This window comes from Pseudomonas sediminis, assembly GCF_002741105.1.
GTDB lineage: Bacteria > Pseudomonadota > Gammaproteobacteria > Pseudomonadales > Pseudomonadaceae > Aquipseudomonas > Aquipseudomonas sediminis.
Genome location: NZ_NIQU01000002.1, coordinates 543398 through 563940 on the forward strand (window position 1 = coordinate 543398; position 20543 = coordinate 563940).

Below are 20543 nucleotides of genomic sequence, written 5' to 3' on the forward strand. Positions count from 1 at the left end.
GAACAATGGACAAACTCGAGCAGTACCGCGTTTTCCTGCAGATCGCCGAGATGGGTAGCTTCATCAAGGCAGCCAATGCCCTGGAACTGCCACGCGCGTCGGTATCGGCGGCGTTGCAGCAACTGGAAAGCCAACTGGGCGTTCGCCTGTTGCACCGCACCACCCGCAACGTACGCCTGACGCCCGATGGCAGTCAGTTGCTCGAACGTATTCGCGAATTGCTGGCGCTGGCCGAGGATATCGAGCAGAGCGCGCAAGGAACTGCCAGCCAGGTCAGCGGACGCTTGAAAATCGACGTGCCCAGCCGTATCGCCCGGCGCCTAATCGCTCCGGCGCTAGCGCCGCTGCTACGTCGCCACCCACAACTGCAACTGCTGCTGAGTTCGACCGACCGCGCTATCGACCTGGTCAAGGAAGGCGTCGACTGCGTGCTGCGCGTCGGCACGCTCAGCGACAGCAGTCTGGCTGCACGGCAACTGGGCAACCTGGCGCTGATCAATTGCGCCAGCCCGGCCTACCTGCGTGAACATGGCGAGCCGCAGCAGGCCGAGGACCTGGAAGGCGGCCACTGGATGGTTGGCTACGCTTCACCCACCAGCGGCCGCGAGCTGCCCTGGGAATATGTCGACGAGAATGGCGAACTGTGCGGACTGCGCCCGGCCAGCCGGGTGATCGTCAACAACGCTGAGAACTACATCGCCTGTTGCCTGGCCGGCCTGGGCCTGATCCAGATTCCGCGCTTCGACGTGCAGCACCTGCTGGCCTCCGGCGAACTACTGGAGGTGATGCCACAGCAGCGCGCCGCCGCCATGCCGATCGCCCTGCTCTACCCGCACCGCCGCCAGCGCTCACGGCGTCTGGCAGTGTTGATCGAATGGCTGGAGCAGTTGATGGCGCCGCACCTGGAATGACTCAGGGCCTGTTGATGTTCTGCACCGGCCTGGCGTCATTGAAAGCAGGCTCTACACCCACTGATCATTACGCTTGCGCTTGACCCGCAGCATGGTCGGCAAAATCAGACCGAGCAGCAGGCCGGCGCCGGCGATGCTGCCGCCATAGGCCATGTAGCGCATCAACACCTGCTGCTGCTCCTCGCCCAATTGCGCCTGGGCATCACGCAGCTGCGAACGGGTGGTGGTCAGCTCGGCGTCCAGCGCGCCGCGGGCGGCCTGCAGTTCGTCGATCAGGTTCTTGCGCGTGTCGAGGGTTTCCTGCATGCCTTGCACACGAGCCTTCCAGGCATCGTCGATGCCTTTGAGCTCGGCGCTGAGGTCGGCGACTTTCTGTTCGAGTTGCGGCAGGCGTTCGGTCTGGCCTGGCACCGATTGCAGGTCGCGGCTGGGAATCCAGACGCTGTTGCCGCTTGCGCTACGCACCTGGCTGTAGTCGCCCTGAGTGCGCAGCAGCTCCACTTTCTCCCCGGAAACCAGCGTGCCGACGATACGGTAGCCATCGGTGGGGCCGCTGCGTACGTAGGTATTGAGGCTGTCGCTGACCCAGCGCTGGTTACTGGCGGCCTCTTCCGCCAATGAGGGCTGCACGCCGCCAAGCAGGCCACCGAGCAGCAGGCAGGCACCGAGAATGCGGGGTTGGAGTGGAGCATGACGAGATAAAAACATGGGGCGATCTTCACATGGCAGTCAGACGAACCCGGCGAACGGGATGAACGATGCCGGCCACACGCACGAGCATATGCTCAAGCACGATCCAGGCAGAATCAGCGACGTAGACGCCACACTAACGGCCAATAGCCATCAATTCCTGCCGGTACGGGCCGACAGCAGACAGACATTGGCCACTTGCTTCGAGTTCACTCGCAGCAGGAGATGGTAGATGGACGGAGCGTGGGTTCAGCCGTTGTGGCGCTGCACGAAGGAGCAGAAGTCCGCCAGTGGCATCGGCCGGCCAAGCAGGTAGCCCTGGAACTGGCTGCAGCCGTTATCAGCCAGAAACCGCCGCTGCGCCTCGGTTTCCACGCCCTCGGCGATCACCGTCATGCCCATGCTCTGCCCCAGGGCGATCACCGTGCGCACGATGGTTTCGCTGTTGGCATCGGTGAGCACGTCGCAGATGAACGACCGGTCTATTTTCAGTTTGCTCAGCGGCAGACGCTTGAGATGGCTGAGGGAAGAAAAACCGGTACCAAAGTCATCCAGCGAAAAGCGCACGCCCTGCTCGACCAGGGCCGCCATCTTGCGCGTAAGGTCCTCCATGTCGCGGACGATCAGCGTCTCGGTCAACTCCAGTTCCAGGCGCTGGGCATCGATACCGTGACGCTCGATCAGGCCGAGGATTTCGGCGACGAAACTGCTCTGTGAGAATTGCTTCTGACTGATATTCACCGCCAGCCCCACATCGCCAAAGAGCGGGTCATCCTTCCATTGCCGCAAGCGCGCGGCCGTTTGCTCCAGCACCCACTGGCCAATGGGGATGATCAACCCGGTGTTCTCGGCGTGGTCGATGAACTCACCCGGCGCCAGCAAACCACGCTGTGGGTGCTGCCAGCGAATCAGCAATTCGGCACCGATCACCCGGTTCGCGTCATTGAGCTGCGGTTGGTAATACAGCACGAACTGCCGCTCACGCACGGCCGCGCGCAAGTCACGATCCAGCTCCGAGCGCTCGGCGGTATCGCTCTGCAGGATGTGCAGGAGCAGGAAAAACAGCGCCATGGCGGCAACGCCCTGCACCCAGGAGCCGACGATGCGCACATCGTCCGGCAGCGCATAAAGATCGGTGGGCCGCCAGTTGGACGCGGCCAGTGCAACGAACAGCAGCAGGCAGAACAGGCACATGCCGTAACGCAGCCACAAGGGCTCATCGCGGAAGGCCATCAACGCACCGACGGCCACCGGCAGCAGATAGAGATGAGTCGCACGCGGCGCCGTGAGCGTCGGCGGGTCGAGCAGCAGGGTCGAGGCGACGACGATAAGGATCAGCGCACCGAACAGAATCAGGTTGGCGCTGCGCGCCTGGTTGCGCAGGGTCAGCGCGAAAACCGCCACACCACTGCAGACGATAGCCACATCCATGATGACGATGGCCCAGTAGCCGCGAGAGGAAAAGAACAGCCCCCAGAGCAGGCCCATCACGATCATCACCAAGCTCGACAGCATGCGCATCCGGCGCTCACGTCGCTGGCCGACCAGAGCCAGGTCTGCCCCATGCCAGAGTTTGCGCACGCGTCTGCCGAAGCTTGAGAGTGATGGCATGATGAAATCCTTATCCGATCACTTCATTCTTGAAGCTGCCTGGCCGAATGCAAGTTTCCCAGATGCTTTTAATGCTGCTTGCACGCGGTGCCTGCAAATAGCCCGACAATAAATCAATCGCCGCCTCCCTGGCTTGTCCGCCTGAACCTTCAGAACCATGGCTTGGCCTATGACACCGACACCCACTGCTAGCACAAGGGGCGCAATCGGGCGCTTTTGCTTGTGAACCAGCAAAACCTGTACAGCCTGCACAACTTCAGGCGTGACGCAGCAGTCATTGCACGAACTAACTCGAAAGGGCTTGCAAAGGAAGAAAAACAGCTATACAAAAGCTGTACACAGCAAAATATTGTACAGCTTTAGGTAAATCGATATGCCGTCCTACCGTGCTCCGCTGCGTGACATGCGCTTCGTGTTCGAAGAACTGCTCGACGCCTACACCCAGCTGCAAAACCTGCCCGAACACCATGAACTCAGCGCTGATCTCGGTGGTGCGATTCTCGAAGAAGCTGCAAAGCTGGCCGAGAACGTGCTGGCACCACTGAACGGCCCTGGCGATAAGCAAGGCTGCCAGTACGACCCGCAGAGCCGTAGCGTGCGCACACCGGATGGATTCAAGGCCGCCTACAAGCAGTTTGCTGAAGGGGGCTGGACAGCCCTGGCCTGTACGCCCGAGTTTGGTGGCCAGGGTCTGCCACATGTACTGAACATGCTGGTCGAGGAAATGACCTGCTCAGCCAACCTGTCGCTGGGCATGTACCCGGGCCTGACCCATGGCGCCATCAATGCCCTGACCAGCCATGGCACCCCCGAACAACAGGCGCAATACCTGCCGCGTCTGATCAGTGGTGAGTGGACCGGCACCATGTGCCTGACCGAACCGCAGTGCGGTACCGACCTTGGCCTGATACGCACCCGCGCCGTACCGCAGGCCGATGGCAGCTACGCCATCACTGGCACCAAGATCTGGATCACCGGCGGCGAGCACGATCTGGTCGACAACATCGTCCATCTGGTGCTGGCCAAGCTGCCGGACGCACCGGATAGCGTCAAAGGCATCTCCCTGTTCCTGGTGCCCAAGGTGCTTGAAGATGGCAGCCGCAACCCGGCCTTCTGCGGTGGTCTCGAGCACAAGATGGGCATCAAGGGTTCGGCCACCTGCGTGATGAACTTCGAAGGCGCCAAAGGCTGGCTGATCGGCGAACCGAACAAGGGTTTGAGCTGCATGTTCACCATGATGAACTCGGCCCGCCTGATGGTCGGCATGCAAGGGCTGGGCGTGGCAGAGAGCGCCTACCAGGTCGCCCTGGGCTTCGCGCGTGAGCGCCTGCAGAGCCGTTCAATCTCAGGGCCGAAAGCGGCCGACAAGCCCGCTGACCCGATCATGGTGCACCCGGATGTGCGGCGCATGTTGCTGCGGCAGAAGGTGATGATCGAAGGCTGCCGCGCCCTCGCCTATTTCGCCGGCCTGCAGCAGGACATCGCCCACGGCGCCGAGGACGCCGAAGCCCGCACCCGCGCCGACGACCTGGTGCAGTTGCTCACGCCTGTGGTCAAGGCCTTCCTAACAGATGAGGGTTTCACCTGCGCCAACGAAGGTCTACAGGTGTTGGGCGGCTCGGGCTTCACCGAAGACTGGGGCATCGAACAACTGGTGCGCGACAGTCGCATCACCCGTATTTACGAAGGCACCAACGGCATCCAGGCGCTGGACCTGGTGGGCCGCAAGCTCGCACTCGGCGGTGGTCGCGCCGTGCGTGCCTATTTCGCCTTGGTCGAAGGCTGGCTCAAGAGCAATGCCGATGCCCCGCACGCAGCGGCCGTCACCCAGGCACTTAAGCAACTGCAGCAAGCCACCCTATGGCTGGCCAGCGAAGGCAGCAAGGATCCGGAGCAGGCCGCCGCTGCGGCAACCCCTTACCTGCGCCTGTTCGGCCTGGCTAGCCTGGCGTGGTTGTGGTCGCAACAAGCCCAACTGGCCCAGCGTCACCTCGATGCCGGAACCTCGGAAACCCATTTCTATGCAGCCAAGGTCAAGTCTGCCGACTTCTTCATGGCGCGCATCCTGCCAGAAACCGATGCCCTGCTCAGCGAAATCAAGGCTGGCAAGGCGACGCTGATGGCCTTCACTGACGAGGAGTTCGCTGCCTGATTGCAGGCAGCGCCAACAAGCTGCGCAATCCGGCAACCCACTTCTCCCCTTTTGGTTGTCGGATTTTTTTATTCTTCACCTGCGGCCAGTTACTGGCCGCAGTCAAATTCAACTGCGGAGCGATGAGCCATGGCAACCCCGAGATCACGCCTCTGTTCAGTCCTGCTGCTATCGCTGGCACTCGCTGCTGGAGCGGCACAGGCCAATAGCCCGAGCGGTTGGCGCGAACAACTGCCACAAGCGACGCTTATTGGCAGTGGCGACTTCAGCTGGTTCGGTTTCTCCGTCTACAACGCCAAATTGTGGAGCCCGAGCAGTCGAGTTGACTTCACCGAGCCCTTTGCTCTCGAACTGACATACCGACGCACCATCAGCCGGGAAACCCTGGTCGACACCAGTCTCGACGAAATCCGCAGGATCAACGGTCAACCGCTGGACCCTGAACAGCAGTCCGCCTGGACGGAGCAGATGAGCCAGGCCTTTGTCGACGTCAAGGACGGTACGCGCATCACCGGCGTATTCCTGCCCGGCGAGGGCTGCCGTTTCTATGTCGACGGCCAATTGCAACACGTCATAGATGATCCGGAGTTCGCCCGCGCCTTTTTCTCCATCTGGCTCGACCCGCAGACCCGCAGCCCGAAACTGCGTGCCGCCCTGCTTGGCCTTAACCCATGAGGTACTACATGAAAGCCCTATTGATCGTGCTGAGCACTCTGCTGCTGATCAGCTGCGGCCAGGTCCCGGTCGAACATTACGCCAACGAGAAACCCGTGCTGGATCTGCCCACCTACTTCTCCGGACCGGTGCAGGCCTGGGGCATGTTCCAGGATCGCTCCGGTGAGGTGATCAAGCGCTTCCACGTCGACATCCAGAGTCGCCGCGACGGCGAAAAACTGATTCTCGATGAACGCTTCCTGTACAGCGACGGCACCCGCCAGCGCCGGGTCTGGACCCTGACCCCGGACGGTGAAGGACGCTGGATCGGCACCGCCGACGACGTGGTCGGCGAGGCCATCGGTGAAGTGGCTGGCAACGCCCTGCGCTGGCGTTATCACCTCAACCTGCCGGTAGATGACAGCACCTACGTCGTCTACTTCGACGACTGGATGTACCTGATGGATGACGACACCCTGATCAACCGCTCGGCCATGAGCAAGTTCGGCATCGAGCTGGGCCAGGTCACGCTGTTCTTCCGCCGGGGCGCTGCCACACCATGACCCTGCACAGCCTCGGTAGCGGCTACAAGGCGCTGGTGATTGGCGCCAGCGGCAGCATCGGCAAGGCCTTCTGCCAGGCGCTGCGTGCCGACCCCAACTGCGCCAGTGTGCGCGAGCTGAGCCGCAGCAGCGCGCCGTCACTCGATCTGGAGCTTCCAACCAGCATCGCCGAGGCCGCAGCGGCACTGACCGACGAAGGGCCGTATCAGTTGATCCTGCACACGGCCGGGCTATTGCACCGCGACGGTATCGCACCGGAGAAAAGCCTGGCGGCCATCGAGGCCGATGCGTTGCAGGCCGTATTCCAGGTCAACACACTGGGACCGGCGCTGGTGCTGCGCCACTTCCTGCCACTGCTGGACAAACAGGGCGCCATGGCCATGCTCTCGGCCAAGGTCGGCAGCATCGGCGACAACCGTCTCGGTGGTTGGTACGCCTACCGTGCGTCCAAGGCGGCGCTGAACATGCTGATCAAGACCGCCGCCATCGAGCTGGCACGCAGCAAGCCCAAGGCTCGGCTGCTCAGCCTGCATCCCGGCACAGTGATTTCGCCCCTGTCACAGCCCTTTCGCGGCGCCACAGCCGCACGACCGGCCGAACAGGCAGCAGCGGAAATGCTGCGGGTGATCGATGCATTAGGGCCCGAGCACAGCGGCAGCTTTCACGCCTACGACGGCCAGCCCTTGCCGTGGTGACAGGCTTGAATCAGGGCCGTTGCTGCCCGGCACCCTTGAGAAAGAACTGCTCCAGCACCGCCAGCGAACGCGCACTGGCGGCGCGGCCACGGCGCTCGGCATCGACCATGCCATAAACAAGCGATACGAACAGTTCGGTCAGCAGCTCGGCGGTGATGTCTATGCGGAAGTACCCCTCCTGCTGGCCACGCAGGAAGAAGCTGTCCAACGCATCGGTGTAGGCAATCCAGCGTGCCCCGTCCTGGTCCGGGTCGAGGCTGTCCGGGCGGTACTGGAAGATCATGAACACCAGCAATTCGCGGTGTCTGAGGTGATTCTCGATCAGGTCACGCAATGCCTGCGCCACATCGGCAACCTGCAGGTTGGCGTCTTCGATCACCTGGTTGAGCGCTGCCTGACTGTGATTCATCAGGCGCTCGACCAGGCTGTCACGCGTGCCACAGAAACGATGCAAGGTGGCCTTGCTGACGCCTGCAGCTTCGGCCAGGTCTTTCAGCGTCGCCCGCGGGCGATCGACGATGGCAACAGCCAGGGCCTTGAGCAGCTTTTCATCATTGGACATCGAAGGCCTCCAGCTTGAGCAGCGCGCATTGTGCAGAAAGAGTCCCCAGACTCAACGGGGACTTACAATTTTGCTCACAGAAGACCCACATGAGTCAATATTGACTCATTTAAGCCAAAGTACGATCATTCGCGCCTTTCAGGGAAAATGAATCTCAATCCAGGTGACAGGCATGAGCAGAATTCGCGGACGTTACGTTTTTTCAGTGGTCACTCTGTTGGCAGCAATCGGCCTGGCCGGCTGCGACAAAGGCGAGCAAGGCTGGGGCGAGGCACCGCCACGCGAAGTCGACGTACTGACCGTCAAGCCCGAGCCGTTCACCGTGATCGCCGAACTGCCAGGCCGTATCGAACCGGTGCGCACCGCTGAAGTACGCGCCCGGGTCGCCGGCATCGTGCTCAAGCGCACCTTCGAGGAAGGCAGCGACGTCAAGGCCGGCGACCTGCTGTTCCAGATCGACCCGGCGCCGTTCAAGGCCGCCCTATCTCGTGCCCAGGGCGAACTGGCGCGCGCCGAGGCGCAGCTGTTCCAGGCTCAGGCCACGGTCAAGCGCTACGAGCCGCTGGTGAAGATCGATGCCGTCAGCAAGCAGGACTTCGATGTAGCCAAGGCCGCCCTGCAAAGCGCGCAGGCCGACAAGCGCTCGGCACAAGCCAGCGTGGAAACGGCACGCCTTGATCTGGGTTACGCCGAAGTCCGCGCGCCGATTGCCGGGCGTATCGGCCGTGCCCAGGTGACCGAAGGCGCACTGGTCGGCCAGGGTGAAGCCACCCTGCTCGCGCGCATCCAGCAGCTCGACCCGGTGTATGCCGACTTCACCCAGCCAGCCGCCGATGCCCTGCGCCTGCGTGCCGCCATCGCCGATGGCAAGGTCTCCGGTGAGACCGACAAGCAGCTGTCGCTGCGCGTCGACGGCACCGACATCGAGAGCAACGGCACTCTGCTGTTCACCGATATCTCGGTGGATCGCAGCACCGGCCAGATCGCTCTGCGCGGGCGTTTCGACAACCCGCAAGGCGTGCTGCTGCCCGGTATGTACGTACGTGTGCGCACCCCGCAAGGCCTCGACCAGAACGCCATTCTGGTACCGCAACGCGCCGTTCAACGCTCTGCCGATGGCCAGGCCAGCGTGATGTTGCTGGACGCTGACGATACCGTCGAGTCACGCCCGGTCACCACTGGCGCCATGCAGGGTTCGCGCTGGCAGATCAGTGAAGGCCTCAAGCCGGGTGACAAGGTCATCGTCAGCTCGCTGTCGGCGATCCGCCCCGGTGCCAAGGTGATGCCCCGCGAAGAAGGTGCGCCAGCGTCCGACGCCGCCAGCCAACCCAAGGCGCAATAAGCCGGAGTCCATGACATGACGCCCCAGTTTTTCATCAAACGCCCGCGCTTTGCCTGGGTGGTCGCGCTGTTCATCTCGATGGCAGGCCTATTGGTCATCCCGTTTCTGCCGGTGGCCCAGTACCCCAACGTGGCGCCCCCGCAGATCACAGTCACCGCCACCTACCCCGGTGCCTCGGCTCAGGTACTGACCGACTCGGTGACCAGCGTCATCGAGGACGAACTCAACGGCGCGAAGAACATGCTGTACTTCGAGTCGACCAGCAACGCCAACGGCATCGCCGAAATCACCGTAACCTTCCAGCCCGGTACCGACCCGGATCTGGCCCAGGTCGACGTGCAGAACCGCCTGAAGAAGGCCGAATCGCGCATGCCGCAGGCGGTACTCACGCTGGGCATTCAGACCGAGCAGGCCACCGCCGGCTTCCTGCTGGTCTACTCGCTGCGCTACAAGGACGGCGACAAGAACGCCAACACCACGGCGTTGGCGGACTACGCCGTGCGTAACGTCAACAACGAGATTCGCCGCCTGCCCGGCGTCGGCAAGTTGCAGTTCTTCGACTCCGAAGCCGCCATGCGCGTGTGGATCGACCCACAGAAACTGGTCGGTTACGGCCTGTCCATCGACGACGTCAATCAAGCGATCCGCACGCAGAACGTTCAGGTACCGGCCGGCGCGTTCGGCAGCACACCGGGCTCCAGCGAACAGGAACTGACCGCCACACTGACCGTCAAGGGCACGCTGGACAACCCGGAGGAGTTCGCCGCCATCGTACTGCGCGCCAACCAGGACGGTTCGCAACTGACCCTGGGCGACGTCGCACGCATCGAAGTCGGCCGCCAGGATTACAACTTCGGCTCGCGCCAGGATGGCAAGCCTTCCGTCGCCGCAGCCGTGCAGCTGGCGCCTGGCGCCAACGCCATCCAGACCGCCAAGCTTGTAAAAGAGCGTCTGACCGAGCTGTCCGCGAATTTCCCCGACAACGTCGAATTTTCGGTGCCTTACGACACCTCACGCTTCGTCGACGTGGCCATCCAGAAAGTCATCACCACCCTGGCTGAAGCCATGCTGCTGGTGTTCCTGGTGATGTTCCTGTTCCTGCAGAACCTGCGCTACACGCTGATTCCCACCATCGTGGTGCCGGTGTGCCTGCTCGGCACCCTGACCTTCATGTACCTGCTGGGCTTCTCGGTGAACATGATGACCATGTTCGGCATGGTGCTGGCCATCGGCATTCTGGTCGACGATGCCATCGTGGTGGTGGAGAACGTCGAGCGGATCATGGCCGAAGAAGGTCTGGCGCCGCTGCCAGCGACCATCAAGGCGATGGGCCAGGTATCCGGAGCGATCATCGGTATTACCCTGGTGCTGTCGGCGGTGTTTCTGCCACTGGCGTTCATGGCCGGTTCGGTCGGGGTGATCTACCAGCAGTTCTCACTGTCGCTGGCAGTATCGGTCCTGTTCTCCGGTTTCCTGGCACTGACCTTCACCCCGGCCTTGTGCGCCACCCTGCTCAAGCCGATCCCTCAGGGTCACCATGAAAAAACCGGCTTTTTTGGCTGGTTCAATCGCCAGTTCACCCGACTGACTGGCCGCTATACCGCTGTGAACAAGACCCTGGTGCCGCGCGCCGGGCGCTTCATGTTCATCTATATCGGCATCGTCGTACTGATGGGCTTCTTCTACCTGCGTCTGCCGGAATCCTTCGTACCGGTGGAAGACCAGGGCTACATGATCGTCGATATCCAACTGCCACCGGGCGCCACCCGCGAGCGTACATCGGCAGCAGGCGAAGAACTGGAAGCCTTCCTCGCGTCTCGCGAAGCGGTAGCCACCTCCTTCCTGGTGATGGGCTTCAGCTTCTCGGGCATGGGCGAAAACGCCGCGATTGCCTTCCCCCTGCTCAAGGACTGGTCCGAGCGCGATAGCTCGCAATCCGTGCAGGCGGAAACCGAGGCGGTCAACGCTCACTTTGCCAACCTCGATGACGGCGCAATGATGGCCGTGCCGCCTCCGCCTATCGAAGGCCTGGGTAATTCCGGCGGCTTCTCGCTGCGCCTGCAGGACCGCGGCAGCCTGGGCCGTGAAGTGCTGCTCGCCGCCCGCGACCAACTGCTCGGCGAGGTCAACGGCAACCCGCTGTTCCTCTACGGCATGATGGAGGGCCTGGCCGAAGCGCCACAATTGCGCCTGGTCATCGACCGCGAGAAAGCGCGTAGCCAGGGCGTCGCCTTCGACTCGATCAGCACCGCGCTGTCCACCGCCTTCGGCTCTGCGGTGATCAACGACTTCGCCAACGCGGGTCGCCAGCAGCGGGTCGTCGTGCAGGCCGAACAGGCCGCGCGAATGACCCCGGAAAGCGTGCTCAAGCTGCATGTACCCAACGATAGCGGCAGCCTGGTGCCACTGAGCGCCTTCGTCACCACCCAGTGGGAACAAGGCCCAGTGCAGATCGCTCGCTACAACGGCTACCCGTCAATTCGCATCTCCGGCGACGCCGCCCCCGGTGTCAGCACTGGTGATGCCATGGCCGAACTGGAGCGCATCGCCGCCGAGTTGCCGGAAGGTATCGGCTACGAATGGACGGGGCTGTCTTACCAAGAGCGGGTTGCCAGCGGCCAGGCGGTGATGCTGTTCGCACTGGCCATCGTGGTGGTGTTCCTGCTGCTGGTCGCACTCTACGAGAGCTGGGCGATTCCGCTGGCGGTGATGCTGATCGTACCGGTCGGCGCACTCGGCGCGGTGCTGGCAGTGACCGCCGTCGGCCTGCCCAACGACGTGTACTTCAAGGTCGGCCTGATCACCGTGATCGGTCTGGCAGCGAAGAACGCCATCCTGATCGTCGAGTTCGCCAAGGACTTGTGGGAAGACGGCTACTCGCTGCGTGACGCCGCCATCGAGGCAGCGCGTATGCGTTTCCGCCCGATCCTGATGACCTCCATGGCGTTCATGCTCGGCGTGGTGCCACTGGTGATCGCGTCCGGCGCCGGCGCCGCCAGCCAGCGCGCCATCGGTACCGGTGTGCTGGGCGGCATGTTCAGCGCGACGCTTCTCGGGGTGATTTTCGTGCCGATCTTCTTCGTCTGGGTGCTGTCGCTGATGCGTGCCAAACCTCAGCAAACCGACAACCATCCCCTGCACAAAGCGGAGTAATGCGATGACTACTCACTTCATGCTCCGCCCCGCTCTGTTGACCCTGGCCATCGCCCTAGGCGGCTGCTCCCTGACGCCGACCTACGAACGCCCGGCTGCGCCGGTGGCGGCAGACTGGCAGGTGGCCAACGCCAATGGCACCCGTGCGCAAGCGCTGGACTGGCAGACCTTTATCGTCGATGCCGACCTGCGCCGCGCGGTGGATACTGCGCTGAACAACAACCGCAGCCTGCGTCAGGCATTGCTGGACATCGAGGCGGCGCGTGCGCAGTACCGCATCCAGCGTGCCGACCGTCTGCCGTCGATCAACGCCAACGCCACGGGCAACCGCCAGCGCCTGCCGGCCGATCAGTCACAGACCGGCCGTTCGGAGGTCGCCAGCGTCTACCAGGTCGGTCTGGGTCTGGCCGAGTACGAGGTCGACCTGTTCGGCCGCGTGCGCAACCTATCCGAGGCCGCCCTGGAAACCTATCTGGCTACAGAGGAAGCGACCCGCGCCACGCAGATCAGCCTGATCGCCGAAGTGATCCAGGCCTACCTGACCCGCGATGGCGCGCTACGCCGCCAAGTGCTGGTGGAGCAGACCCTGGAAAGCCGCCTGGCCTCGCTGGAGCTGGTCAGCAAACGTCGTGAAGTCGGCGCCGCCACCGCCCTGGATTACCAGGAAGCGGTCGGCCTCGCCGAGCAGGCCAAGGCCGAGCGGGAAAGCACCGAACGCCAGCTGCGCCAGGCGGACAACGCCCTGGCGCTGCTGCTCGGCACGCCAGACGCCGGACAATTCTTGCCGTCGACCCCACGCGACGAGCTGATGGTGCTGCAAGACATCGCCCCCGGCACCAGCTCGGAACTGATTGAGCGCCGCCCCGACATTCTTGCCAGCGAGCACCGCCTCAAGGCGCGCAATGCCGATATCGGTGCGGCCCGTGCGGCGTTCTTCCCGCGCATCACCCTGACCGGTTCGGTCGGCAGTTCCAGCACCGAGCTGTCCGGGCTTTTCGAGGGCGGCTCGCGGGCCTGGAGCTTCGCCCCGACGCTGTCGCTGCCGATCTTCGCCGGCGGTCGCAACCGCGCCAACCTGGATCTCGCTGAAGTCCGCCAGGACGCCGCCGTGGCCAACTACGAAGGCACCATCCAGACCGCCTTCCGCGAAGTCGCCGATGCCCTTGCCGCCACCGATACACTGCGCCGTGAGGAAACTGCGCGGCGCGCCCTGGCCGAGTCCAGCCGAGCGGCCGAAGCCCTGGCTGAAGCACGCTACAGAGGCGGTGTGGATGACCACCTGCGCTACCTGGATGCCCAACGCAGCAGCTTCAACGACCAGACCACACTGATCCAGATCAGCACCGACCGCCAACTGGCGCTGGCCGATCTGTTCCGGGCGCTGGGCGGTGGCTGGCAGCGCTAGCCTGCTCATCCGCCATAAACGACAACGCCACGCTTATGCGTGGCGTTGTCGTATTCGATCAATGCGTATTCGACCTAGCCAGCTCCCAGCAAATCGTTGGCGTCGAGCAGGCGCCAGGCGATTTCTGGCCTTTTCTCCATGGCCCGGCGGATCGCAGCCGGGATGCTTTGCCGCGTTTTACGACACAGCCCCGGATGCGCGTCGAAGCGCATGTGAATGCCGCGCATGCTGCGTACCTCGCCATGTGCGGGTTCGATATGCAGGCGAATGCCCAGGTTTTCGAACATACGCTGCTGCATACGCTCAAGGTCTTCCAGGCTCTGCAGGCTTTCCAGTCGCTCCAGAAGGCGCTGCTCCTCGTTACGCGTTAGTAACAGCACGCGCGTGTCGGCACCCGGCACCCCCAGCAGCTCATCGCGCTGGCAGTCGCAGGCACCCGGAGGGCAAGAATTTCGGAGGGGAAGCGGTGAATTCATGGCGCCGATCATAGCCATAGCTGAGCGCGCTGCCCATCCACGCCTATCGGTTGGCTTGCCTACGCTGCAGACTCCGTTAAGCTCACAGCATTTCCCCCCGATGCAAGGATCATCATCATGCTGCGCCTCACCACTCTCGCCGCTGGCCTGCTGCTCTCGGCCAACGTCTTCGCGCTGTCCCTCTCCGACCTGAGCCAGCAGGACGCCAGCGGCGGCCTCAAGGATGCGTTGATCCAAGGCGCGCAAGTTGCAGTCAAGCAACTGGGCGCGCCCGGCGGTTTCAGCAACAACCCGGAGGTGCGCATCGAGCTGCCCGGCAAACTCGGCAAAGCCGCCAAGACCATGAAGATGATGGGCATGGGCGCCCAGGTCGATCAGCTCGAAGCGAGCATGAACAAGGCCGCCGAAGCCGCCGTGCCGCAGGCTCAGGCATTGTTGGTCGACGCGGTGAAGAAGATGACCGTGGCCGACGCCAAGTCGATTCTCAGTGGCCCGCAGGACTCGGCCACCCAGTACCTGAACAAGAGCAGCCGCGAGCAGATCCGCGCCAAGTTCCTGCCTATCGTCAAGCAGGCAACCGATCAGGTCGGCCTGGCCCAGCAATACAACGCCTTCGCCGGCCAGGCCGCCAGCTTTGGCGTGGGCGATGCCAAGAACAGCACGGTGGAAAGCTACGTGACCGAGCAGGCGCTCGATGGCCTGTTCGAGATGATTGCCAAGCAGGAAGCCAACATCCGCCAGAACCCGGCCGGCGCTGCTACCAGCCTGGCGAAGAAGGTATTTGGCGCACTCTGAGAAAAGCCCCTGATGCCGATCAGATAAGTTTTCAAAGCGGCCTTTCGTAGGAGCCCCGCCCCGGGGCGAAGCCTTCCGATTGCGCCCCGCCCTTGTTCGCGGCGGGGCGCCGCTCCTCGATTAACTGACTGGCATTACCTGACGCCCCGCATGCTGTTCGCTAGTGGGGCAGGCAGAGTCGATTCAGTGCCGGCCGCGCAAAGAAAAAGCCCTGCATGTAGCGGATACCAAGCTCGATCAACGCATCACGCTCACCAACACTTTCGACGCCCTCGGCGATGATGCGAATACCCAGGCGCTGCGCGACCAGCACGATACCGGCGACGATGGCCTGGCGCACCGGGTCCTGATCGATGCCGCGGGTCAGGGCCATGTCCAGCTTGAGTAGGTGCGGTTGAAACTCGGCCAGCAGATTGAGCCCGGAATAGCCCGCGCCAAAATCGTCGATGGCGGTGGTGAAGCCCTGCTTGCCGTACTCGGCGAAGATTCGCTTGAGGTGCTCCGCATCGTGGATCTGCTCTCCCTCGGTCACCTCGAACATCAGCCGTTCGCGTGGAAAGTCGAAGCGCCTGGCTGCCTCCAAGGTGGCGCGAATACAGGTCTCGGCCCGGTAAACCGCATTAGGCAGAAAATTGATGCTGAGCAGACAGTCGGGAATCTTGTGCAGGCCGAGGCCAGCCGCCAACTCGATGGCCTTGACCCGGCACGCCTGATCGAAGCGATAGCGATTGCCGTCGTTGACCCGCCCGAGTATTTCCCCCGCGGACTCGCCATTGAGGCCACGCACTAGTGCCTCGTAGGCGAATGGCCGCTGTTCCTCGACATCCAGAATCAGCTGGAACGCCATGGTGAAATCGAACCCCAGCGCTTCGGGATTGCGGCACTCGTTACAGCCAACTGAACGAAAGGGTTCAGGGAAAGTACTGGGGCTGACAATGTCCATTGAACGGGTCCTGACCAGGAGACGACACCGGCTGCTAACGAATCAGAGCTTGAAGTAATCCACCTGCCTTTCCAGAGACAGCGCGAGTTGCTGCAGATCTCTCGCAGTGCTTGCCGTATCAGCCACTGCCTCACTGTTTTGCATCGACATCTGCGCGATGCGCTCGACGTTGCGCGCCACGTCCTGGCTGGCCACCGTCTGCTCGCGCAGTGCCAGAGAAATCTGATCGACCACACCAACCACGCGTTCGGAGGCCTGACGGATGGTGACGATGGCATCGCCTGCCTGGTTGGCCTGCTCCACCCCGCTACTGACCTGCTGCACGCCGATCTCCATGTTGCCCACCGCATTGCGCGTACCGGTCTGGATCTTCTTGATCATCTCGGTGATTTCCTGGGTGGAATTGGCAGTGCGCTGCGCCAGCAGACGCACCTCATCGGCGACCACGGCAAAGCCACGCCCCTGCTCACCGGCACGCGCGGCCTCGATGGCCGCGTTGAGGGCCAGCAGGTTGGTCTGATCGGCAATCTCCTTGATCACGTTGACGATCGAGGAAATCTGGTCCGAATGCTGGCCCAGCTCGCTGATCTGCACAGCGGCGCCCTGCACGGTATCGGCAATGCGCTGCATGCTCGACAGCGTGCTCTGAATCACCGTACCGCCCTCGGCCGATTGCCGTCCTGACTCACTCGACAGGCCATGGGCCTCGTTGGCGTTGTCAGCGACATGATTGATGCTAACCGTCAGCTCCTCGACCGTCGCCGCCATGCTGGACGCTGCCTGCGACTGCTCCTGAGTCGACACCGACAGCTGCGTTGACGCGCTGGAGATGTTCTGCGCCGAGGCGACCAGCTGCTCAGCGCCAGAGCGAATCTGCCCGATCATCTCGCGCAGACGCTCCTGCATGGTCGCGAAGGCATCCAGCAGCACGCCGATCTCGTCACCACCGGCACGACTGATGCGCGAATCCAGGCGCCCCTGGGCGATGCTGCGGGCGACGTCGACGACCTGTTGCAAGCGCCCGGCAATGCTGCGAGACAGCACGAAGGCAACACTCAGGGCCAGTACTACAGCAACCAGCCCGCCCAGCAGGAGAATCACCAGAGATGAAGACTTGGCCGATTGCATGGATGCCGAGCGTTGCTCCAACAATGCGCTCTCCTCGGCCTGCAGGTCTTTGAGCAACAGACGCATGCCATCCATCTTGGCTTTGTCGCGGCCCGCACTGACCTGCTCGATGACTGCCTCAATGGGCTGCGAACCGGCGCTCACCTTGCGGCGCAATTCGACATTGCTGTCGATGTCTTCCCGCATCCACTGGTCGTGTGCGCTCAGCAACTGATTGAGACGCTGCTGTTGAGCCGGGTTGTCGGCAGTCAGATTGCGCAACTTGGCGAAATGTTCCTGAAATGCGTGCTCACCTTCGGTCAATGGCGCGAGGAACTGCTCGCGGCCGGTGATGACGAAACCACGCATACCGGTCTCGATATTGATCAGGCTCGCCAACAGATCGGCCGACTCGTTGATCACATCGTAGGTATGGATGTTGCGCTTGACCGTACTGTCGACCTCACTGAAACCACGCCAGGTCGATAACACAAGGATCAGGATGATCAGCAGAACAACGCCGAAACCCGCATACAGCTTTTGAGAAATGCTGAGATTGGCAAACATGAGGACGTCCTCGGAGCGCAAAGGTAGGCATTGACTATGGGATAGCGGCGACACGCACAAGGAAGTGATGCCCCGAGAGACATGGCGCAGCGCCATTATGCACACCCATACAAAACTTGTACAAATAAATAAACATGTACAACAAGACCCATCCTGCTGGCTTTCACTCCTCCTAGAAATGAAAAAGCCCCGCCGGGCTTTTGGCCGGCGGGGCTTTCGGTTGCCGTTACCGATCAGGCGCAGGCGGCTTGCATCTGGCGATGCGTGTCGATGAGGTGCTGCACCACGCCAGGATCGGCCAGCGTGGAGATGTCGCCGAGAGAATCGTATTCGGCGGTAGCGATCTTGCGCAGGATACGGCGCATGATCTTGCCCGAGCGGGTCTTCGGCAGGCCCGGAGCCCACTGAATCACGTCCGGCGTGGCGATCGGACCGATCTCCTTGCGCACCCAGTTGCGCAGTTCCTGACGCAGTTGTTCCGATGCTTCTTCGCCCGCATTCAGGGTGACGTAGACGTAGATGCCCTGCCCTTTGATGTCGTGCGGTACACCGACCACCGCGGCCTCGGCCACTTTCGGGTGGGCGACCATGGCGCTTTCCACTTCGGCGGTACCCATGCGGTGGCCGGAGACGTTGAGTACGTCGTCGACACGGCCGGTGATCCACCAGTAGCCGTCTTCGTCGCGGCGCGCACCGTCACCGGTGAAGTACATGCCACGGAAGGTCTTGAAGTAGGTGTCGACGAAGCGGTCATGGTCGCCGTACAAGGTGCGCGCCTGGCCCGGCCAGGAATCGATGATCACCAGGTTGCCTTCGGCAGCGCCTTCGATGATGTTGCCCAGGTTATCCACCAGCGCCGGCTGTACGCCGAAGAACGGACGTGCAGCGGAGCCCGGCTTGAGGCCATGGGCACCCGGCAGCGGGGTCATCAGGCAGGCGCCGGTTTCGGTCTGCCACCAGGTGTCGACGATCGGGCAACGGCTCTGACCGACGTTTTCGTAGTACCACTGCCAGGCTTCCGGGTTGATCGGCTCACCGACCGAACCGAGCAGGCGCAGGCTGGAACCATCGGCGCCTTCAACCGCGGCCTTGCCCTCGGCCATCATGGCGCGAATGGCGGTTGGGGCGGTGTAGAGGATGTTGACCTTGTGCTTGTCGACGATCTTGGCGACGCGGGAAACGTCCGGATAGTTCGGCACGCCTTCGAACATCACGGTGGTGGCACCGTTGGCCAGCGGGCCATAGACCAGGTAGGTGTGGCCGGTGACCCAGCCGATATCGGCGGTGCACCAGAAGACTTCGCCCGGACGGTAGTCGAACACGCGCTCATGGGTCAGCGAGGCGTACACCAGGTAGCCGCCAGTGGTGTGCAGCACGCCCTTGGGCTTGCCAGTGGAACCGGAGGTGTAGAGGATGAACAGGGCTTCTTCGGCGCCCATTTCCTTCGGCGCGCAGACACTGCCAGCCACCTTCATCAGGTCTTCGTACCAGATGTCACGATGCTGGTTCCACTTGATTTCGGAACCGGTGCGCTGCACCACGATGACCTTCTGGATGCTGCGGGTCTCAGGGTTGGTCAGGGCGTCGTCGACGTTGGCTTTGAGCGGTACTTTCTTACCGCCACGCAGCCCTTCGTCAGCGGTGATCACCACCTTGGACTGGCAATCGATGATGCGCCCGGCCAGCGCCTCGGGGGAGAAGCCGCCGAATACCACGGAGTGGATCGCGCCAATACGCGCACAGGCCAGCATGGCCACCACAGCTTCCGGAATCATCGGCATGTAGATGGTTACCACGTCGCCGCGGTGCACGTCCTGGCCACGCAGGGCGTTGGCGAACTTGCACACTTGCTCGTGCAGCTCGCGGTAGGTGATTTCCCGGTGCTCGGACGGATCATCGCCTTCCCAGATGATCGCGATCTGGTCACCGCGCTCTTCCAGGTGACGGTCGAGGCAGTTGTAGGAGACGTTCAGGGTGCCATCGGCGAACCACTTGATGTCGACATGGTGATCGTCGAAGGTGGTCTGCTTGACCTTGTTGTAGGGCTTGATCCAGTCGATGCGCTTGCCCTGCTCGCGCCAGAAACCCTCGGGGTTGACCACGGACTGTTGGTACATGGCCTTGTAGGTGGCCTCGTCAGTGAGGGTCCGCGCGGCCACTTCGGGACGCACAGGGTAAAGAGACGCAGCACTCATGAAATCACCTCGACGGGGAGTTGTTTTTGTATGGTGCCTTTTGTATCTCCCGACCCTTCGTGAGGCCATTCGACCATGGTCTTACCGCTCTAAGACCATGGTCTTGAAGCCCTGCCTGGCATATGGCGAGCCAATTCGACAGCGTCATGGATACGTCGAGGCGCGCAGATAAAAAAACCCGGCACAAGGCCGGGCACAAAGGTAGACACAATTGCTCAGCTCATCCCCAGCCAGTTCGGCAACGCCATGGATACCGCTGGGATGTAGGTGATGATCATCAGGAAGCTCAGCAACAGCATCAGCCACGGCATCGCCGCGCGGATCACTGCCGTCAGTGGCATCCCCGTCACCGCCGAGGTCACGAACAGGTTCAGCCCCACCGGCGGCGTGATCAGGCCGATCTCCATGTTCACCACCATGATGATGCCCAGGTGGATCGGGTCGATGCCCAGCTGCATGGCGATCGGGAACAGGATCGGTGCGAGGATCAGGATGATCGCCGACGGCTCCATGAAGGCACCGGCCACCAGCAGCACGATGTTCACCACCAGCAGGAACTGCCACGGCTGCAGGCCCAGCTCCACCACCCAGGCGGTGATCTGCTGCGGAATCTGCTCGGTGGTCAGCACGTGGGCGAAGAGCATGGCGTTGGCGATGATGAACATCAGCATGATGGTCAGCTTGCCGGACTCCAGCAGCACCTTCGGGCACTCGCGGATGGT

General features: G+C 62.5%; 16 protein-coding genes and 2 pseudogenes. 9 read left to right on the forward strand and 9 right to left on the reverse strand.

Annotated features, from left to right (window positions below; translation table 11 throughout):
* The first annotated feature begins 5 nt into the window (after positions 1 to 5).
* Positions 6 to 911, forward strand: a complete 906-nt coding sequence (locus CDO35_RS07940) for a LysR family transcriptional regulator (protein ID WP_099523570.1) — start codon at positions 6 to 8, stop codon at positions 909 to 911.
* A 51-nt stretch (positions 912 to 962) separates the two neighbouring features.
* Here the strand turns inward: CDO35_RS07940 and CDO35_RS07945 are convergent, their stop codons facing one another.
* Positions 963 to 1619 (reverse strand): TIGR04211 family SH3 domain-containing protein, encoded by a 657-nt coding sequence (locus CDO35_RS07945; protein ID WP_099523573.1) that lies wholly within the window; start codon positions 1617 to 1619, stop codon positions 963 to 965.
* 231 nt (positions 1620 to 1850) lie between these two features.
* Entirely contained in the window at positions 1851 to 3212 is a 1362-nt protein-coding gene (locus CDO35_RS07950; RefSeq protein WP_099523576.1) for a putative bifunctional diguanylate cyclase/phosphodiesterase, read from the reverse strand.
* Between the two features lie 373 nt (positions 3213 to 3585).
* Between CDO35_RS07950 and CDO35_RS07955 the strand changes: the two genes are divergently transcribed.
* From CDO35_RS07955 to CDO35_RS07970, 4 genes are all read left to right on the forward strand, one after another.
* Complete coding sequence (locus tag CDO35_RS07955) at positions 3586 to 5364, forward strand: acyl-CoA dehydrogenase C-terminal domain-containing protein (RefSeq protein ID WP_099523578.1); 1779 nt, start codon at positions 3586 to 3588, stop codon at positions 5362 to 5364.
* Positions 5365 to 5493: 129 nt separating this feature from the next.
* Positions 5494 to 6039 carry a chalcone isomerase family protein gene (locus CDO35_RS07960; protein ID WP_099523581.1) on the forward strand — a complete coding sequence of 182 codons (546 nt, stop codon included), beginning with the start codon at positions 5494 to 5496 and terminating at the stop codon, positions 6037 to 6039.
* Between the two features lie 8 nt (positions 6040 to 6047).
* Entirely contained in the window at positions 6048 to 6581 is a 534-nt protein-coding gene (locus tag CDO35_RS07965; protein ID WP_099523583.1) for a DUF3833 domain-containing protein, read from the forward strand.
* On the forward strand, positions 6578 to 7276 hold the full coding sequence (locus tag CDO35_RS07970; protein ID WP_099523586.1) for an SDR family NAD(P)-dependent oxidoreductase: 699 nt from the start codon (positions 6578 to 6580) through the stop codon (positions 7274 to 7276). Before CDO35_RS07965 ends, CDO35_RS07970 begins: the two co-directional genes overlap by 4 nt.
* Before the next feature lie 10 nt (positions 7277 to 7286).
* Here CDO35_RS07970 and CDO35_RS07975 read toward each other — a convergent pair whose 3' ends face one another.
* Positions 7287 to 7838: a TetR/AcrR family transcriptional regulator gene (locus CDO35_RS07975; protein WP_099523589.1), complete on the reverse strand. Its 552-nt coding sequence runs from the start codon at positions 7836 to 7838 to the stop codon at positions 7287 to 7289.
* 172 nt (positions 7839 to 8010) lie between these two features.
* Here CDO35_RS07975 and CDO35_RS07980 point away from each other — a divergent pair, with 172 nt between their 5' ends.
* Genes CDO35_RS07980 through CDO35_RS07990 form a run of 3 tightly spaced genes read left to right on the forward strand, consistent with a single transcriptional unit; the run spans position 8011 to position 13738 of the window.
* Positions 8011 to 9180, forward strand: a complete 1170-nt coding sequence (locus CDO35_RS07980; RefSeq protein WP_099523592.1) for an efflux RND transporter periplasmic adaptor subunit — start codon at positions 8011 to 8013, stop codon at positions 9178 to 9180.
* A gap of 15 nt (positions 9181 to 9195) precedes the next feature.
* Entirely contained in the window at positions 9196 to 12333 is a 3138-nt protein-coding gene (locus tag CDO35_RS07985) for an efflux RND transporter permease subunit (RefSeq protein ID WP_099523595.1), read from the forward strand.
* A gap of 4 nt (positions 12334 to 12337) precedes the next feature.
* Positions 12338 to 13738, forward strand: coding sequence for an efflux transporter outer membrane subunit (locus tag CDO35_RS07990; RefSeq protein ID WP_099523597.1), 1401 nt, complete (start codon positions 12338 to 12340; stop codon positions 13736 to 13738).
* A 74-nt stretch (positions 13739 to 13812) separates the two neighbouring features.
* Here CDO35_RS07990 and CDO35_RS07995 read toward each other — a convergent pair whose 3' ends face one another.
* Complete coding sequence (locus CDO35_RS07995) at positions 13813 to 14214, reverse strand: hypothetical protein (protein WP_099523639.1); 402 nt, start codon at positions 14212 to 14214, stop codon at positions 13813 to 13815.
* Between the two features lie 117 nt (positions 14215 to 14331).
* Between CDO35_RS07995 and CDO35_RS08000 the strand changes: the two genes are divergently transcribed.
* Positions 14332 to 15009 carry a DUF4197 domain-containing protein gene (locus tag CDO35_RS08000; protein WP_099523599.1) on the forward strand — a complete coding sequence of 226 codons (678 nt, stop codon included), beginning with the start codon at positions 14332 to 14334 and terminating at the stop codon, positions 15007 to 15009.
* Between the two features lie 160 nt (positions 15010 to 15169).
* On the opposite strand, the gene CDO35_RS08005 is transcribed toward CDO35_RS08000, so the two are convergent.
* The 5 genes and pseudogenes from CDO35_RS08005 to dctM all read right to left on the reverse strand — a co-directional run.
* Entirely contained in the window at positions 15170 to 15952 is a 783-nt protein-coding gene (locus CDO35_RS08005; RefSeq protein WP_099523601.1) for an EAL domain-containing protein, read from the reverse strand.
* Positions 15953 to 15994: 42 nt separating this feature from the next.
* Entirely contained in the window at positions 15995 to 16858 is an 864-nt protein-coding gene (locus CDO35_RS23200; protein ID WP_425048531.1) for a methyl-accepting chemotaxis protein, read from the reverse strand.
* Positions 16850 to 17722 (reverse strand): annotated as a pseudogene (locus CDO35_RS23205) (CHASE3 domain-containing protein); the annotation flags it as partial. The gene CDO35_RS23200 and the pseudogene CDO35_RS23205, both read right to left, overlap by 9 nt.
* Before the next feature lie 137 nt (positions 17723 to 17859).
* On the reverse strand, positions 17860 to 19821 hold the full coding sequence (gene acs / locus CDO35_RS08015; RefSeq protein WP_099523606.1) for an acetate--CoA ligase: 1962 nt from the start codon (positions 19819 to 19821) through the stop codon (positions 17860 to 17862).
* 215 nt (positions 19822 to 20036) lie between these two features.
* Positions 20037 to 20543 (reverse strand): annotated as a pseudogene (gene dctM, locus CDO35_RS08020) (C4-dicarboxylate TRAP transporter large permease protein DctM); the annotation flags it as partial.

What these genes read in the sequence shown, in the direction of transcription:
- CDO35_RS07940 (WP_099523570.1), top strand. Translation starts at nt 6, where the DNA reads ATGGACAAACTCGAGCAGTACCGCGTTTTCCTGCAGATCGCCGAGATG.
- CDO35_RS07945 (WP_099523573.1), bottom strand. Translation starts at nt 1,619, where the DNA reads ATGTTTTTATCTCGTCATGCTCCACTCCAACCCCGCATTCTCGGTGCC.
- CDO35_RS07950 (WP_099523576.1), bottom strand. Translation starts at nt 3,212, where the DNA reads ATGCCATCACTCTCAAGCTTCGGCAGACGCGTGCGCAAACTCTGGCAT.
- CDO35_RS07955 (WP_099523578.1), top strand. Translation starts at nt 3,586, where the DNA reads ATGCCGTCCTACCGTGCTCCGCTGCGTGACATGCGCTTCGTGTTCGAA.
- CDO35_RS07960 (WP_099523581.1), top strand. Translation starts at nt 5,494, where the DNA reads ATGGCAACCCCGAGATCACGCCTCTGTTCAGTCCTGCTGCTATCGCTG.
- CDO35_RS07965 (WP_099523583.1), top strand. Translation starts at nt 6,048, where the DNA reads ATGAAAGCCCTATTGATCGTGCTGAGCACTCTGCTGCTGATCAGCTGC.
- CDO35_RS07970 (WP_099523586.1), top strand. Translation starts at nt 6,578, where the DNA reads ATGACCCTGCACAGCCTCGGTAGCGGCTACAAGGCGCTGGTGATTGGC.
- CDO35_RS07975 (WP_099523589.1), bottom strand. Translation starts at nt 7,838, where the DNA reads ATGTCCAATGATGAAAAGCTGCTCAAGGCCCTGGCTGTTGCCATCGTC.
- CDO35_RS07980 (WP_099523592.1), top strand. Translation starts at nt 8,011, where the DNA reads ATGAGCAGAATTCGCGGACGTTACGTTTTTTCAGTGGTCACTCTGTTG.
- CDO35_RS07985 (WP_099523595.1), top strand. Translation starts at nt 9,196, where the DNA reads ATGACGCCCCAGTTTTTCATCAAACGCCCGCGCTTTGCCTGGGTGGTC.
- CDO35_RS07990 (WP_099523597.1), top strand. Translation starts at nt 12,338, where the DNA reads ATGACTACTCACTTCATGCTCCGCCCCGCTCTGTTGACCCTGGCCATC.
- CDO35_RS07995 (WP_099523639.1), bottom strand. Translation starts at nt 14,214, where the DNA reads ATGAATTCACCGCTTCCCCTCCGAAATTCTTGCCCTCCGGGTGCCTGC.
- CDO35_RS08000 (WP_099523599.1), top strand. Translation starts at nt 14,332, where the DNA reads ATGCTGCGCCTCACCACTCTCGCCGCTGGCCTGCTGCTCTCGGCCAAC.
- CDO35_RS08005 (WP_099523601.1), bottom strand. Translation starts at nt 15,952, where the DNA reads ATGGACATTGTCAGCCCCAGTACTTTCCCTGAACCCTTTCGTTCAGTT.
- CDO35_RS23200 (WP_425048531.1), bottom strand. Translation starts at nt 16,858, where the DNA reads ATGCAGGAGCGTCTGCGCGAGATGATCGGGCAGATTCGCTCTGGCGCT.
- acs (WP_099523606.1), bottom strand. Translation starts at nt 19,821, where the DNA reads ATGAGTGCTGCGTCTCTTTACCCTGTGCGTCCCGAAGTGGCCGCGCGG.